Source organism: Pseudomonas sp. HT11, from assembly GCF_044875395.1.
Taxonomy (GTDB): domain Bacteria; phylum Pseudomonadota; class Gammaproteobacteria; order Pseudomonadales; family Pseudomonadaceae; genus Aquipseudomonas.
The window spans coordinates 1,077,647-1,092,465 of record NZ_CP173217.1; the positions used below are offsets into that span (position 1 = coordinate 1,077,647).

Here is a 14,819-nt window from a genome sequence, read left to right on the forward strand (position 1 = left end):
ACACATGAACGGCGCATCGCTTCGTCATCAGCCCCCACCAGCACCCGGCCGCAAGCCGGTGCCACGGGGTGCCAGCCGGATGGTGGCTAAAGAGCCGATGTCGGCGCGCCTGCCGAAAGCCAACTTTGGTTTCCTCAAGGCGCTGTTCTGGCCGGTGCTGCTGGTGGCGTTGGGCTTTGGCACATACGAGGGTGCGCAGCGCCTGTTGCCGTATGCCGACCGGCCGATCACCAAGATCAGTGTGCAGGGCGACTTGAGCTACATCAGCCAGCAAGCGGTACAGCAGCGCATCGGCCCGTACCTGGCGGCGAGCTTCTTTACCATCGACCTGGCCGGTATGCGCTCGGAGCTGGAGCAGATGCCGTGGATCGCCCATGCCGAAGTGCGCCGCGTGTGGCCGGACCAGGTGACGATCCGCCTGGAAGAACAACTGCCCGTGGCCCGTTGGGGCGATGAAGCGCTGTTGAACAACCAGGGCCAGGCGTTCACCCCGCGTGAGCTGGCCAACTATGAGCACCTGCCGCAGCTGTTCGGGCCGCAGCGGGCGCAACAGCAAGTGATGCAGCAGTACCAGGCCTTGAGCCAGATGCTGCGGCCACTGGGCTTCTCCATCGCACGCCTGGAATTGCGTGAGCGGGGCAGCTGGTTTTTGACTACCGGGGCAGGCAGTTCCGGCCCGGGCATCGAGTTGTTGCTGGGACGCGACCGCTTGGTGGAAAAGATGCGCCGCTTTATTGCCATCTATGACAAGACCTTGAAAGAACAGATTACGAACATTGCGAGCGTCGACCTGCGTTACGCCAACGGCCTGGCCGTCGGCTGGCGTGAACCAGCTGCGCCGACGACAGCCAAACCCGCTGTCGCGAAGAATTAAGAAGAGGCAGGACCCATGGCAAACGTGCAAAGCGGAAAAATGATCGTCGGTCTCGATATCGGCACCTCCAAGGTGGTGGCGCTGGTCGGCGAGGTCGGGGAAGACGGTGTTATCGAAATCGTCGGTATCGGCACGCATCCGTCCCGGGGCCTGAAGAAGGGCGTGGTGGTGAACATCGAGTCCACCGTGCAATCGATCCAGCGCGCCATTGAAGAAGCGCAGCTGATGGCCGGCTGCCGGATTCACTCGGCGTTTGTCGGCGTGGCCGGCAACCATATCCGCAGCCTGAATTCCCACGGCATCGTGGCCATCCGCGACCGTGAAGTCAGCTCGGCGGACCTTGAGCGTGTACTCGACGCGGCCCAGGCTGTGGCGATCCCGGCTGACCAGCGCGTGCTGCACACCCTGCCGCAGGACTACGTGATCGACAACCAGGAAGGCGTTCGCGAGCCGCTGGGCATGTCGGGCGTACGTCTGGAAGCCAAGGTTCACGTGGTGACCTGCGCCGTCAACGCTGCACAGAACATTGAAAAATGCGTGCGCCGCTGCGGTCTGGAAATCGACGACATCATTCTTGAGCAGTTGGCGTCGGCCTACTCGGTATTGACCGACGACGAAAAAGAGCTGGGCGTGTGCCTTGTCGACATCGGCGGCGGCACCACCGACATCGCGATCTTCACCGAGGGTGCGATCCGTCACACCGCCGTGATCCCGATTGCCGGCGACCAGGTCACCAACGACATCGCCATGGCGCTGCGTACACCGACCCAGTACGCCGAAGAAATCAAGATTCGCTATGCCTGCGCCCTGGCCAAACTGGCCGGTGCCGGTGAAACCATCAAGGTGCCAAGTGTCGGCGACCGCCCACCGCGTGAGCTGTCGCGCCAGGCCCTGGCCGAGGTGGTCGAGCCACGCTACGACGAGCTGTTCACCCTGATCCAGGCTGAGCTGCGCCGCAGCGGTTACGAAGATTTGATCCCGGCCGGCATCGTGCTGACCGGTGGCACCTCGAAGATGGAAGGCGCGGTCGAACTGGCTGAGGAAATCTTCCACATGCCGGTCCGCCTGGGCGTGCCCCATGGCGTGAAAGGCCTGGGCGACGTAGTGCGCAACCCGATTTATTCCACCGGTGTGGGCTTGCTGTTGTACGGGCTGCAAAAGCAGACCGACGGCATTTCCCTGTCGGGCCCGAGCATTCGTGACAGCTACCGCGGTGGCGACGATGAAGCCAAAGCGCCGTTGTTCGAGCGCTTGCAGGCTTGGGTGAAAGGCAATTTCTAAAGATTTACCGCAACACCGTAATAAGCAGTAGGCGAAAAAACTAGAGAAAACGAAAGGAGAGGGAACATGTTCGAACTCGTAGACAACATCCCCGCAAGCCCGGTTATCAAAGTAATCGGTGTCGGCGGTGGCGGCGGCAACGCTGTCAACCACATGGTCAAGAGCAACATTGAAGGCGTTGAATTCATCTGCGCCAACACTGATGCCCAGGCGCTGAAAAGCATCGGCGCGCGGACCATCCTGCAATTGGGCACAGCTGTGACCAAAGGCCTCGGCGCTGGCGCCAACCCGGAAGTCGGCCGTCAAGCCGCGCTGGAAGACCGCGAGCGTATTGCTGAAGTGCTGCAAGGCACCAACATGGTGTTCATCACCACCGGCATGGGCGGCGGTACCGGTACAGGTGCGGCCCCGATCATTGCCGAAGTGGCCAAGGAAATGGGGATTCTGACCGTTGCTGTCGTAACGCGTCCGTTCCCGTTCGAAGGTCGCAAGCGCATGCAGATTGCCGACGAAGGTATCCGTCTGCTGTCTGAAAGCGTTGACTCGTTGATCACCATTCCCAACGAGAAGCTGCTGACTATCCTGGGCAAGGACGCAAGCCTGCTGTCCGCATTTGCCAAGGCTGACGATGTTCTGGCCGGTGCCGTTCGCGGTATTTCCGACATCATCAAGCGCCCAGGCATGATCAACGTCGACTTTGCCGACGTACGTACCGTGATGAGCGAAATGGGCATGGCGATGATGGGCACTGGCTGCGCCAGCGGTCCGAACCGTGCACGTGAAGCTACTGAAGCGGCGATCCGCAACCCATTGCTCGAAGACGTGAACCTGCAAGGCGCACGCGGCATCCTGGTGAACATCACCGCCGGTCCTGACCTGTCCCTGGGTGAGTACTCCGACGTGGGTAGCATCATCGAAGCCTTCGCTTCCGAGCACGCGATGGTCAAAGTCGGTACCGTTATCGATCCGGACATGCGTGATGAACTGCACGTGACCGTGGTTGCTACCGGCCTGGGCGCAAAAATCGAGAAGCCTGTAAAGGTCATCGACAATACCGTTCACACCGGCCACAACAGTCACGCCAGCCAGCAAGCTGCCGCTCCAGCGCCTGCGCGCCAGGAATTGCCGTCGGTGAACTACCGTGATCTGGACCGTCCGACCGTGATGCGCAACCAGGCTCAGGCCGGTGCTGCGGCGTCCCGTAGCCCGAATCCGCAAGATGATCTGGACTACCTGGACATCCCGGCATTCCTGCGTCGTCAGGCCGATTAATGGAATGTATCAGGGCTATGAAGGTGATTGGTGTTCAGCAAAGGTCTGGTCTGTTATTATCGCCAGCCTTTGTTGATACCAGTTCGCAATTTGCGCTGAAGCGGTCCAAGCCATGATTAAACAACGCACCCTGAAGAATATTATCCGTGCCACAGGTGTAGGTCTGCACTCCGGGGAGAAGGTATACCTGACCCTCAAGCCCGCGCCTGTCGACACCGGCATCGTGTTTGTTCGTGCCGACCTGGACCCTGTGGTGCAGATTCCTGCTCGCGCGGAAAACGTTGGCGAAACCACTATGTCGACCACACTGGTCAACGGTGACGTCAAAGTGGACACGGTGGAGCACTTGCTCTCGGCCATGGCTGGCCTGGGCATCGATAACGCCTACGTCGAGCTCTCCGCGTCCGAAGTCCCTATCATGGATGGCAGCGCTGGACCCTTCGTATTCTTGATTCAATCTGCCGGCCTGGAAGAACAGGACGCAGCCAAGAAGTTCATACGCATTCTGCGGGAAGTGACAGTAGAAGACGGCGACAAGCGCGCCACCTTCGTCCCGTTCGAAGGCTTTAAAGTGAGCTTTGAGATCGATTTCGATCACCCGGTATTCCGTGACCGCACACAAAGTGCAAGCGTGGATTTTTCCAGCACTTCGTTCGTAAAAGAAGTCAGCCGCGCCCGTACCTTTGGTTTCATGAGTGACATCGAGTACCTGCGCAAGCACAACCTCGCACTCGGCGGCAGCGTTGAAAACGCCATCGTGGTCGACGCGGATGGTGTACTGAACGAAGACGGCCTTCGCTATGAAGACGAATTTGTGAAGCATAAAATCCTCGATGCAATCGGTGACCTCTACCTGCTGGGCAATAGCCTGATAGGCGAGTTCAAAGGCTTCAAGTCGGGCCACGCCCTTAACAACCAGCTGCTGCGCAAGTTGATTGCACAGACAGATGCTTGGGAAGTCGTGACCTTCGAAGATGCCAGCACCGCACCGATCTCTTACATGCGTCCCGTTGCGGCGGTGTAAGTAACAACTCTCTTCTTTAGTTTTGAAAGGCCACCTTCGGGTGGCCTTTTTTTATGCTTAAAAAATAGCAAGTTGCGCGGTAATGACATTGTCGTGAAACGTGTTGCAACTTTCGACGGTGTTTTTGTAGGAACTGATACTTTTTCGTGTACCACACAGTCTTCGTGAGGCCGTTGAATAAAGTACCAACAGCTAAACGAGTTTTGAATTAACGCGAGATCAGTGAATACATACCTATTACTGTTGAAGGAATACCGATCATGAACGCTATCGCTCCAGCCGCTGTATATCGCAGCCCTGACCCTCAGCAACAACACGTCAACAATAACCCACCCGAGCGCTCTTTTGCCGCGCCCTATACCGCGAATGTGTTCGGCGGTGAAGCGAAGTTTCAGCCGATCCCCACGGTGTCTTTTTTTCCGCGAACCTATGCCACCATCGCCGCCAGGGTCACCCCGATAGCTGGCGGCCCGAGCGCGGGCGTGAGCGCAACGGCTCGGTTTGATCCCGTCATCAGCTTACGGCCCAATGACAGCGGCGGCCTCACCGTCAGCTTCGCACCCAAGATGCAGCTGGAAGTCGGCGGCAGTTTGAGGGCCGGCATTCCCAATATTTTAGGCACGGGTGTGGGTTTTAATGTGGGGGGCAGCGTTTCACAGCGATTTACGTTTGGCGCACCGGAATTCAGCGCCACTGTCCATCCAAGTGGTGAATTAAACTTTAACGCTAATTTGAAGCCTTCAATTGTCAGTCAGCAATCACTGAGTGTGAATGGCGGTCTTGAGGGCAGCCTTGCCAGTTCTGGCGTTAGTGTGGGCGGCGGCGTGAACCAAAGTGTTACGCATATGACTGGGCAACATATAAACGTCGGCGGGGCGGGTCTTCAATTCACACTGTCTCCCACTGGTAAACCGACTATCACGCAAAACGCCGACAACACATTATCCATCGCCAATAGTTATACCTTTTTCCCCCGGACAAGTATTAACGCGAATATTCGAGCAGGACAGGTGGGCGCCAATGGCGGAGCAGGCGTGTCACCGTCATTTACCCTTCAACACAAAGTTACTTTCAGTACCGACCTGACCAGCAAGTCCCCGCCAAAACACGAGTTTTCCGCAACATCGGGCGTTTCGGTCGATGGCTCCTTCGGTTTAAGCGTGTCTCTGTTGCCACCGCAGTTTCCATTGAGTGTTACAGCGCAAGTGGGTGCTGACCCGAGAGTCTCGGTGTCAGGAGGTGGCAGCTACACGCTGTAAAGGCTGCCGCTGTGAAAAATGTACTGACTCACTGTCATCAGCAGGAGGCACCGTCAGCGTCGGGATCAAACCCTAGCTGACGGTGCGGCGAGCGGTGACTGAGTGGCCCAGGTGGCAGGCTCTTCAGGGAAAGGCTGCGGCATCCACGATGCGGTTGCGCCCGCTGTGTTTGGCCTCATACAGCGCCTGATCCGCGCTCAGCAACAATGCCTCCAGCGATACGCGGCTGCGTTTGTCCCAGGTACTCATGCCGATACTCACCGTAATCGGCCGTTCGGCGCCGGCACACCGTGGCAAGTGCTCCACGCTGCTGCGGATATGCTCGGCGATCACCCAGGCGCCTTTGGCGTCGGTGTGCGGCAGCACCACGGCAAACTCCTCCCCGCCATAACGCGCCGCCAGGTCAGCCGGGCGGCGGATGTTGTCTTCAATGACCCTGGCCACCGTGCGCAGAGCCTCGTCACCGCCGTGGTGACCATGGCGGTCGTTGAAGGCCTTGAAGTGATCCACGTCGATCATCAGCAGCGTCAGCGGTTCGGTCGAGCGTTGCGCGCGGTCCCATTCCAGGCGCAGGCGCTGATCGAGGATGCGACGGTTTGCCAGGCCGGTCAGCGCATCGGTGGCTGCCAGTTCTGACAGCACTTGCTCGGCGCGGTGGCGGCGGCGCAGCTCGTTGCTGAGCATCCAACTCAGCCACAGCAGACCGATGCACAGCACGCCCGTCGCCAGGCTGATCAGCAAGGCCGCGCGTTTCCATTGGGCAAATACCTCATCGGTGGACAGTGCCACCGCGACGATCAGCGGCAAATTGCCGACCGTGGAAAAGCTGTACAGCCGCTCTCGGTGGTCAACACTGGAGACGCCGCGAAAGCTGCCATCGCGCTCCTTGAGCATGCGCCCGGCATTTGGCTGCTGGCTCAGGTCCTTGTCGATCATGTCCACTTCGAGCATGGGATGCTGCGCCAGCAGAATGCCCTGCTGGTTGATCAGGTTGATGGTGCTGTTGCTGCCGATATTCAGGCTGCTGAACAGCTGGTGAAAATAAGACAAGCGCATGGAGGCCACCGCCACCCCCTGAAAGCGCCCGTCCGGCCCGGAAACGCGGCGGCTGAACGCAATGCGCCATTGGTCGTCGCACACGCAGCGCGCCATGAACGGGCGGCTGATGTACAGCCCGATGTCGGGGTCTTTGCGCTGCACCTGGAAATAATCGCGATCAGCGAAGTTGCCGGACTTGGGCGTGAGCAGGGACGAGTCGGCGATCACCTCGCCATTGGCGTCCAGCAGCAGGATGTCGCCCTTGTAGGGCGCGGCCGCGGAGCGGTCGAACTGCACCAGATGGCGGATATCGGCGGAGACGCTTTGCAGGTCGTTGCGCTCGGTGGCGGCGATCAGGCCCTTGAGGGCCATGTCATAGAGCTCGACGTTGCGCAGTACATCGGCGTCGATCAGTTGGGTGATGTTGTTCGCGGTGCGCGTGGCGGTCTGCAGGGTATTGGCGTGTTCGCGAATCAGCAGCACCGCCACGATCGCCACGATCAGCAGGGCCGTGAGGACACTGCCAAGGATCAGCAGGCGTTCCGGGCGACGTGTAGAGCGAGAAAGGCTCGGGCTCATCGGGCGTACTTCTGCGTCGAGGATGCCATTAGCGTAGTCCGTGTACGGCGTTGCAGCAGGTCAGGGCCCGGTGGCCTCCACAATCCGGTTTCGCCCACTGTGCTTGGCCTCATACAGTGCCTGATCCGCGTGCAACAGCAGCGTCTCGAGTGACAGGTGACTGCGTTTATCCCAGGTACTCATGCCGATACTCACGGTGATCGGCTGTTCAGCGCCGGCGACGCGCGGCAGGTGCTCGACGCCGCTGCGGATATGCTCGGCGATCACCCAGGCGCCCTTGGCGTCGGTGTCCGGCAGCACCACCGCAAACTCTTCCCCGCCATACCGCGCGGCCAGATCGGCGGGACGACGGATGTTGTTGGCGATCACCTGGGCGACCGTGCGCAGTGCCTCATCACCGCCGTGGTGGCCGTGGCGGTCGTTGAAAGCCTTGAAATGGTCTACGTCGATCATCAACAGCGTCAGTGGCTCGGTGGAGCGCTGCGCGCGGTCCCATTCCAGGCGCAGTCGCTGGTCCAGAGTGCGACGGTTGGCCAGGCCGGTCAGGTCATCGGTGGCGGCCAGCTCCGACAGCACTTGCTCGGCGCGATAGCGACGGCGCAGTTCGCGGCGCAGCATCCAGGTCAGCCATAACAGGCCAATGCAGAGCACGCCGGTGGCGCCGCTGGTGAGCAGCGCGGCGCGTTTCCACGGGGCGAACACGTCTTCGCTGGCCAGCGCCACCACCACAATCAGCGGTAATTCACCGACATTGGTGAAGGTGTACAAACGCTCGCTGCCAGTGATGGCCGAGATCGCCCGAAAGCTGCCTTCGCCTTCGCGCAGTATGCGTTTGAAGTTGGGCCGATCGCTGAGGTCCCTGTCGATCATGTCGCGCTCCAGCAACGGCTGCTGGGCGAGAAGAATCCCCTGGTTGTTCAGCAGGTTCACCGAGCTGCCATTGCCGATGGTGAGGCGGTTGAACAATTGATCGAAATACGCCAGGCGCATCGTTGCCACCGCGACACCGGCAAACTCGCCGTCCGGCCCCGTGACGCGGCGACTGAATGCGATGCGCCAGACTTGATCGCAGTTGCAGCGAATCCTGAAAGGGCGGCTGATAAACAGGCCGGCCTGGGCATTCTGTCGATGCGCCTGGAAGTAATCGCGGTTAGCGAAATTGCGTGGCGTTGGCCACAGCGTCGAGGAGTCGGCAACCACTGCACCGTTGGCATCCAGCAACAGCACTTCGCCTTTGAAGGGCGCTGCGGTGGACTGGTCAAACTGCACCATGTGCCGGATGTCCGGTGACGCCTGCGCCAGGTCCTTGCGGGTGGTGGCCTTGATCAGACCCTCCAGCGCCAGGTCATAGAGCTCGACGTTACGCAGCACGTCAGCATTGATCAGTTGGGTGATGTTGGTGGTCGCGCGCTGGGCGGCCTGGACGGTGCTGGCGTGTTCGCGGTTCAGCAGCGCCGCGACGATAATCACAATCAGGGTGACGGTCAGGCTACTGCCCAGAATCAGCAAAAGCTCCGAGCGTGCAGGTAAAGAAGGAGGGCGGAGTTGACTCATCGCGCAGACTTCAACAGATAAGATACTGGCAGTTTAGTTCTACGCGATGAAAATTAGGGCATGGGCTAAAAAAGAAAGATTGGCGGGTTAGAACACATTGATCGGGTAGTCCACGATCACCCGGTATTCGTCCACATCCCGATCCACCGCCGCGTAGCCATTTCCGCCGCGGTTGGTCGCCCATTGCAGGCGCACGGCCAAGTCCTTGGCTTTGCCGCCTTGCACCACGTACTTCAAATCGATGTCGCGCTCCCAGTGTTTGGCGTCCTTGCCATCGGCGCTGTACCAGGCGCTGTAGCCACGGCTGTTGGGGTCGACCTTGGTCAGGTCGGTCTTGCCGCTGATGTAGGAAACGGCAGACGTCAGCCCTGGCATGCCCAGGCCTGCGAAGTCATAGGCGTACTTGAGTTTCCACGAGCGCTCGTTGGGGCCGTTGAAGTCCGAGTATTGCTGGGAGTTGTCCAGGTAGACGCTGTCGCCCTGGCTGATGTAGTCGAACGGCGTGTTGCCGTTGACCCGCTGGTAGGCGGCGGTGAGGCTGTGGTTGCCCACGCCCACGGTGAAATGCAGGCTGTAGGTGTTGTTGTCGATGCTGCCCAGCAGCGACCGGCCGGTGTCTTGGGTGTGGTAGTAGTGCAGGCCGGGGTTGAGGCTGACCAGGTCGTTCAGCGCGTAGGTGTAATCCAGGTCGTAGTAGTACTGGTGCCACACGTCCTTGAGTTCGGAAGCGTACAGGTTGCTGGTGACGCCCGGGATGGCGCTGAACGACACACCGGCCCAGTTCAGGTGCTGGCTGTCGGCGTGGTCTGGCAGCGCGCCGTAGCTGGTGCCGATGCGCCGGTGGCCGCTCTGGTTGTAGAGCTTGGTGAAGCTGGCCTGGCCGCCTTCAAGCATCCAGCCGTCGAAGCTGTGGTTGGTCAGGCTTACGCCGCGGAAATCCTGCGGCAGCATGCGGGTCATGCCGCCGGCGATTACCGGGTTGTTGAGGAACAGGTCGCCGGCTTTCAGCTCGGTGTCGAAGGCGCGCATTTTCAAGGTGCCGCCTGCGGTGGAGAACGAGCCGGGCGCTTTGCCGTTGCCGCTGCCATACGGCAGGATGCTGGAGCCGTCGGTGCCGCCACCGCCGTCGAGCTTGAGGCCGAGCATGGCGTTAAGGTCCAGGCCGAGGCCGACGGTGCCCTGGGTGTAGCCGGATTCGAAGGTGCCGATGAAGCCTTGGCCCCATTCCTTGCTGTCATCGGTGTGGATGTCGCGACGGTCGCGGTTCATGTAGTAATTGCGGGTGTTGATCTTGAGGCTTGCGCCGTTGACGAAACCGTCGGCGGGGGTGGTGTCTGCCGCTTGGGCCAGGGGGGCGATCGTTGTTGCAATCGCTAGGAATAGCGGGGTGAACGTCAGCGAGTTCTTCACCGGTGGAGCTCCTTTGGTCAATCGTAAGCGGCCAATGTCGTGGGGGTGTGCCTGGCCTTTTTTTACCGCAAAAAAAAGCCGCTGAAGTCAGCGGCTTTGAACAGATTCCCAGTGTAGAGCCCTGGAAATAAGTCGAGGGAAATTTGGGTGAGCGGGAAGCTGTGGTTGCCGTCGCGCTCAACGGTGCGTCAAATTAGCGCAGGTGAGCGGTGCGGTACAGAGTGTAACAAGATAATGACTGTTGCCCAAATTGCAACAGTCGCGGGGGGCTTTTGTAGGGGGAGTGAGTACATATCCGTTGCTGCGGTAACGGCGGCTGGCGGTTCCGCTCTTACAGCGGGTCACTTTTGGCAAACGCCCTGTACGGACCGGACACATGGTTGACGGGTGTGCGGGGACATGGTGGACACTTTTGGCGAGCCAACTTCGCCGGAAAGCCATCATGCCCTGGGACACGAGAGATACCATGAGCCTGAAAGAAGAGTTCATTGCCTTAGCACGGCAACCCGGCAGCAATAAACGAGAGCTGTGTCGACGGTTCGGCATCAGTCCGCAAACGGCCTATAAGTGGTTGAAACGCTATGAAATGCATGGGCAGTCTGGGCTGCAAGAGAAATCCCGAAAACCTGCGACTAGCCCAAAGCTAACCGCGCCAGCTTTGGAGGCGCAGGTCATAGCGCTTAGGCAAGCACATCCCGCTTGGGGCGGACGCACAATCAGCAGCCTTTTGAAAAAGCAGATTGCTCCTAGCACCGTCACCAATGTTTTGCACCGATGCGGGCTGATTCAGCTTGTTCAGAAGGAACAAGAAGCAAAGCTGAGATTTGAACACGATGCACCTAACGATCTTTGGCAGATGGATTTCAAAGGGCACTTCCCGACACAAGAAGGCCGATGCCATCCCCTGACGTTGTTGGACGATCACTCACGATTCAATTTGGCGATTCAAGCTTGTGATAACGAGCGTGGAATCACGGTGAAGGAAAAGATGATCGAGGTATTTCAGCGCTTTGGGTTACCGGCTCGCATCAACGTTGACAATGGACCACCATGGGGCTCGCCACGCAACCCTGGGGAAATCACAGAACTAAGTATCTGGTTGATTCGCTTGGGGATCAGGATCAGCTTCAGTCGTCCTTACCACCCTCAAACCAATGGAAAGATTGAACGTTTTCATCGTTCACTCAAAGCGGAGGTGCTTGATGGGCGTCAATTCTCTACGATCAAGGATGCTCAAACAGCGTTTGATCAATGGCGTGAGGTCTATAACTTAAAACGCCCTCACCAAGCACTGGATTACAAGGTGCCTATGGACCGGTACCGAGCAAGCCCTTGGGCTTATCCGCAGCAGCTATCGGAATTTGAATATGGGCCGGATGATGTGCTGGCCAAGGTTTATCACAGCCGATTTCGCTTTCAGAAACGTTATTTCAGCATCGCCAAGGGGCTGGTTGGGCAGCACATCGCAGTTCGACCCAACCCTGAAAGTGACGGGCTCTTTGACGTCTACTTCTGCCACCACTTCCTACGAACGATCGACATGAGCAAACCTGACTATGGTTCATAATGTGTCAACCATGTCCCCGCACATGTGTCCACCATGTGTCCGGTCCGTACAGCAAACGCCCCAAAAGTAACCAAAAGGTCTTTGCCCCACCACTCGGTGCCTCGCTTAGGCTCGGCATGCCCTCACTCCGGCTTGAATCCGTGGGCCGCCGCGACGGGCCATCCATGGCCCAACACGGCTAACCCGGCGTCCTGCCGGGTTACCCACGGATTCAAGCCTGCGTTCGGCCAGCGTGGTTGACGGGGCCTGTCAGATCAAAAGCAAGATCAAAAGCAGAGCACGGCGGCCTAGTAGCCGACCTGAGTGGTAGAAGCAAAAGCAGGGCAACAGCAGATCAACACACCTCTATCTGATGTACTGAGCTCCAAATGTGGGAGCGGGCTTGCCCGCGAATGCGGTGGGTCAGTCAGCTCATGTGTCACTGGCACACTGGCTTCGCGAGCAAGCCCGCTCCCACAATTTCACCGAGTTCAGCCTCCACCACCGCACTGCTTTGCTTTTCTGTGGGAGCTGGCTTGCCTGCGATGCAGACAACTCGGTGTGTCAGGCATAACCAGTTGATGCCATCGCAGGCAAGCCAGCTCCCACATTTGATTGAGTTCAGCTTCCAAAATCAGGTCGGCTGTCAGGCCGCCTCGGTTTTGCTTCTACCACTCAGGTCGGCTGTCAGGCCGCCTCGGTTTTGCTTCTACCACTCAGGTCGGCTACTAGGCCGCCGTGCTGTAGATTTTGATCTTGATCTTAGGCGCCCCGTTAAACCACGCTGGCCGGAGTGAGGGCACACCGAGCCTAAGCGAGGTGCCGAGTGGTGGGGCAAGAGCCTTTTGGTTACTTTTGGGCTCTTTTCAAAAGTGACCCGCCGTAAGGGCGGAACCCCAAAGCGGCCATCACCCAAATAACGGATATACCCCCAGCAAACCACCCCCTACACCGGCAGGGTTATGCCAAACGTATTTCCCCCACCCTCACTGCGCACAAACACATCCCCGCCGTGCATCAAAGCGATCGCCTTCACAATCGCCAATCCCAGCCCATGATTCGCCCCGCTGTTGCTGCGCGACGCATCTACCCGATAAAACCGCTCGAACAGCCGCGGCAAATGCTCACTGGCAATCGCATCCCCAGGGTTGGTCACCCCAATCGCCACCTGATGTTCCTGCACCTCAATATCCACCTCAATAACCTGCCCCGCCGCGGTGTGCTGCACGGCATTACTGAGCAGATTAATCAACGCGCGGCGCAAGTGAGCTTTCTCGATCTGCACCAACGCATCGCCACGCACCCGCACTTGAACCTGGGCGTCTTCGAGGATGAAATCCAGGTAGTCGAGCGTGGTCGCCACTTCATCCGCCAGGGAGCTTTCGATCAGCTTGGTGGCCTTGCTGCCCTGGTCAGCACTGGCGAGAAACAGCATGTCATTGATGATCGAACGCAGCCGCTCCAACTCTTCAAGATTGGATTGCAGCACCTCGAAATAATGCTCGGCCGAACGCCCGCGCGTCAGCGCCACCTGCGTCTGGCCGATCAGGTTGGTCAGCGGCGAACGCAGCTCATGGGCCACATCGGCATTAAACGATTCCAGGCGCGAATAAGCTTGTTCCACCCGATCCAGCGTGGAGTTGAATGAATTGACGAACTGGCTCAGCTCCGGCGGCAACGGCGACAGTTGCAAGCGCCCCGAGAGCTTGGGCGGCGCAAGCTTCTGCGCTTCATCCGAGAGTTTGCCCAACGGCTTGAGGCCGATGCGCGACACCCAGAACCCCAACAGCGCCGCCAGCACCACGCCGACAAACGCCAGGCCAATCAACGCCACCAGCAACTGGTGCTGAGTCGCGCGGAAGTTTTCAGTGTCGATGGCGATCATAAAGCGCAGCGGCGGGCGCTGTTCTTTCGCCGCGAACTGGCTCACCAACACCTTGAACGGGTACTCGCGCCCCGGCAGGCGCAAGTCGCGCTTACCGGTCGGCCCTGCGGCGAACGCGCGGATCTGCGCATCCGGGTTGCCGTACTCGTAGTTCGGATCGCTGCTCACCACCCAGAAGCGGATGCGCTTGTCTTCCTCGCCGAGCAATTTCAGTTTGGCGGTGATTTTCGCCCAATGGTCCGGCGTGCCAAAGCGGTTCACCGAGGATTCGAGCACGCTGTAGCGCGCATCCAGCTCGGCGCCCGGCAACAACCCAAGGCCGCGGTCCACTTGCTGGTACAGCGCGCCGCCGATCAACACGAAGATCAGCAGCGCCACCAGCGTGAACATGCCGCTCAGGCGCAGGGCGATGGAGTTAGCCGACACTGCGGTTCTCCAGCACATACCCCATGCCGCGAATGGTGTGCAGCAGTTTGTGCTCGAACGGCCCGTCGAGCTTGGCGCGCAGGCGCTTGATCGCCACTTCGACGACGTTGGCGTCGCTGTCGAAATTGATGTCCCAGACCATCTCGGCAATTGCCGTTTTCGAGAGGATTTCACCCTGGCGCCGCGCCAATACGCTGAGCAGCGAAAACTCCTTGGCGGTCAAGTCCAGGCGCAGGCCGTTGCGGCTGGCCTTGCGGCTGATCAAATCGATCCACAAGTCAGCGACGGTGACCTGCACCGGCTCATGCCCGCCGCTGCGGCGGGTTAGCGCTTGCAGGCGCGCCACCAGTTCGAGGAACGAAAACGGTTTGCCCAAATAGTCGTCGGCGCCTTCACGCAAGCCGCGAATGCGGTCTTCCACGCGCTCGCGTGCGGTGAGCATGATCACCGGTGTTTGCTTGCGCGCCCGCAGCGCGCGCAACACGCCGAAGCCGTCGAGGCCGGGCAGCATCACGTCGAGCACGATCACCGCGTAATCGTTCTCCAGCGCCAGGTGCAAGCCCTCGACGCCTTCACGCGCCACATCGACGGTGTAGCCCTGTTCCGTCAGGCCACGGTGCAAGTAGTCCGCCGTTTTTTCTTCATCTTCAATAATCAGGACGCGCATGACC

Annotated in this window: 11 protein-coding genes; 6 read left to right on the forward strand and 5 right to left on the reverse strand. The window is 59.4% G+C overall.

The annotated features are described in order from the left end of the window. Window positions 1-4 precede the first annotated feature (4 nt). The 5 genes from ABWL43_RS04830 (at window position 5) to ABWL43_RS04850 (ending at window position 5,710) form a co-directional block, all read left to right on the forward strand. Window positions 5-874: a cell division protein FtsQ/DivIB gene (locus ABWL43_RS04830; RefSeq protein WP_106579561.1), complete on the forward strand. Its 870-nt coding sequence runs from the start codon at window positions 5-7 to the stop codon at window positions 872-874. Between the two features lie 15 nt (window positions 875-889). Next, window positions 890-2,155 carry a cell division protein FtsA gene (gene ftsA / locus ABWL43_RS04835; RefSeq protein WP_017138181.1) on the forward strand — a complete coding sequence of 422 codons (1,266 nt, stop codon included), beginning with the start codon at window positions 890-892 and terminating at the stop codon, window positions 2,153-2,155. A gap of 66 nt (window positions 2,156-2,221) precedes the next feature. Next, complete coding sequence (gene ftsZ / locus ABWL43_RS04840; protein WP_017138180.1) at window positions 2,222-3,427, forward strand: cell division protein FtsZ; 1,206 nt, start codon at window positions 2,222-2,224, stop codon at window positions 3,425-3,427. A 112-nt stretch (window positions 3,428-3,539) separates the two neighbouring features. Next, complete coding sequence (gene lpxC, locus ABWL43_RS04845) at window positions 3,540-4,451, forward strand: UDP-3-O-acyl-N-acetylglucosamine deacetylase (protein WP_003216227.1); 912 nt, start codon at window positions 3,540-3,542, stop codon at window positions 4,449-4,451. A gap of 260 nt (window positions 4,452-4,711) precedes the next feature. Then, window positions 4,712-5,710: a hypothetical protein gene (locus ABWL43_RS04850; RefSeq protein ID WP_404486956.1), complete on the forward strand. Its 999-nt coding sequence runs from the start codon at window positions 4,712-4,714 to the stop codon at window positions 5,708-5,710. Window positions 5,711-5,833: 123 nt separating this feature from the next. On the opposite strand, the gene ABWL43_RS04855 is transcribed toward ABWL43_RS04850, so the two are convergent. The 3 genes from ABWL43_RS04855 to ABWL43_RS04865 all read right to left on the reverse strand — a co-directional run bounded on the left by ABWL43_RS04855 (window position 5,834) and on the right by ABWL43_RS04865 (window position 10,291). Beyond that, a complete protein-coding gene (locus ABWL43_RS04855; protein ID WP_404486958.1) occupies window positions 5,834-7,327 on the reverse strand; it encodes a diguanylate cyclase in 1,494 nt (497 codons plus the stop codon). Window positions 7,328-7,387: 60 nt separating this feature from the next. Beyond that, window positions 7,388-8,881 carry a diguanylate cyclase gene (locus tag ABWL43_RS04860; protein ID WP_404486960.1) on the reverse strand — a complete coding sequence of 498 codons (1,494 nt, stop codon included), beginning with the start codon at window positions 8,879-8,881 and terminating at the stop codon, window positions 7,388-7,390. Window positions 8,882-8,968: 87 nt separating this feature from the next. Further along, window positions 8,969-10,291: an OprD family porin gene (locus ABWL43_RS04865; protein WP_404486962.1), complete on the reverse strand. Its 1,323-nt coding sequence runs from the start codon at window positions 10,289-10,291 to the stop codon at window positions 8,969-8,971. Window positions 10,292-10,733: 442 nt separating this feature from the next. Here ABWL43_RS04865 and ABWL43_RS04870 point away from each other — a divergent pair, with 442 nt between their 5' ends. Beyond that, window positions 10,734-11,858 (forward strand): IS481 family transposase, encoded by a 1,125-nt coding sequence (locus ABWL43_RS04870; protein WP_262207404.1) that lies wholly within the window; start codon window positions 10,734-10,736, stop codon window positions 11,856-11,858. A gap of 925 nt (window positions 11,859-12,783) precedes the next feature. Here the strand turns inward: ABWL43_RS04870 and ABWL43_RS04875 are convergent. After that, window positions 12,784-14,148, reverse strand: a complete 1,365-nt coding sequence (locus tag ABWL43_RS04875; protein WP_404486965.1) for a heavy metal sensor histidine kinase — start codon at window positions 14,146-14,148, stop codon at window positions 12,784-12,786. Continuing rightward, a complete protein-coding gene (locus ABWL43_RS04880) occupies window positions 14,138-14,815 on the reverse strand; it encodes a heavy metal response regulator transcription factor (RefSeq protein WP_053254480.1) in 678 nt (225 codons plus the stop codon). The genes ABWL43_RS04875 and ABWL43_RS04880 overlap by 11 nt, the downstream gene beginning before the upstream one ends. Between the last annotated feature and the right edge of the window lie 4 nt (window positions 14,816-14,819).

Excerpts from the sequence above, each read along its gene's own strand:
- ABWL43_RS04855 (WP_404486958.1), bottom strand. The coding sequence starts at position 7,327 with ATGAGCCCGAGCCTTTCTCGCTCTACACGTCGCCCGGAACGCCTGCTG.
- ftsA (WP_017138181.1), top strand. The coding sequence starts at position 890 with ATGGCAAACGTGCAAAGCGGAAAAATGATCGTCGGTCTCGATATCGGC.
- ABWL43_RS04830 (WP_106579561.1), top strand. The coding sequence starts at position 5 with ATGAACGGCGCATCGCTTCGTCATCAGCCCCCACCAGCACCCGGCCGC.
- ABWL43_RS04850 (WP_404486956.1), top strand. The coding sequence starts at position 4,712 with ATGAACGCTATCGCTCCAGCCGCTGTATATCGCAGCCCTGACCCTCAG.
- lpxC (WP_003216227.1), top strand. The coding sequence starts at position 3,540 with ATGATTAAACAACGCACCCTGAAGAATATTATCCGTGCCACAGGTGTA.
- ABWL43_RS04860 (WP_404486960.1), bottom strand. The coding sequence starts at position 8,881 with ATGAGTCAACTCCGCCCTCCTTCTTTACCTGCACGCTCGGAGCTTTTG.
- ABWL43_RS04870 (WP_262207404.1), top strand. The coding sequence starts at position 10,734 with ATGCCCTGGGACACGAGAGATACCATGAGCCTGAAAGAAGAGTTCATT.
- ABWL43_RS04880 (WP_053254480.1), bottom strand. The coding sequence starts at position 14,815 with ATGCGCGTCCTGATTATTGAAGATGAAGAAAAAACGGCGGACTACTTG.
- ftsZ (WP_017138180.1), top strand. The coding sequence starts at position 2,222 with ATGTTCGAACTCGTAGACAACATCCCCGCAAGCCCGGTTATCAAAGTA.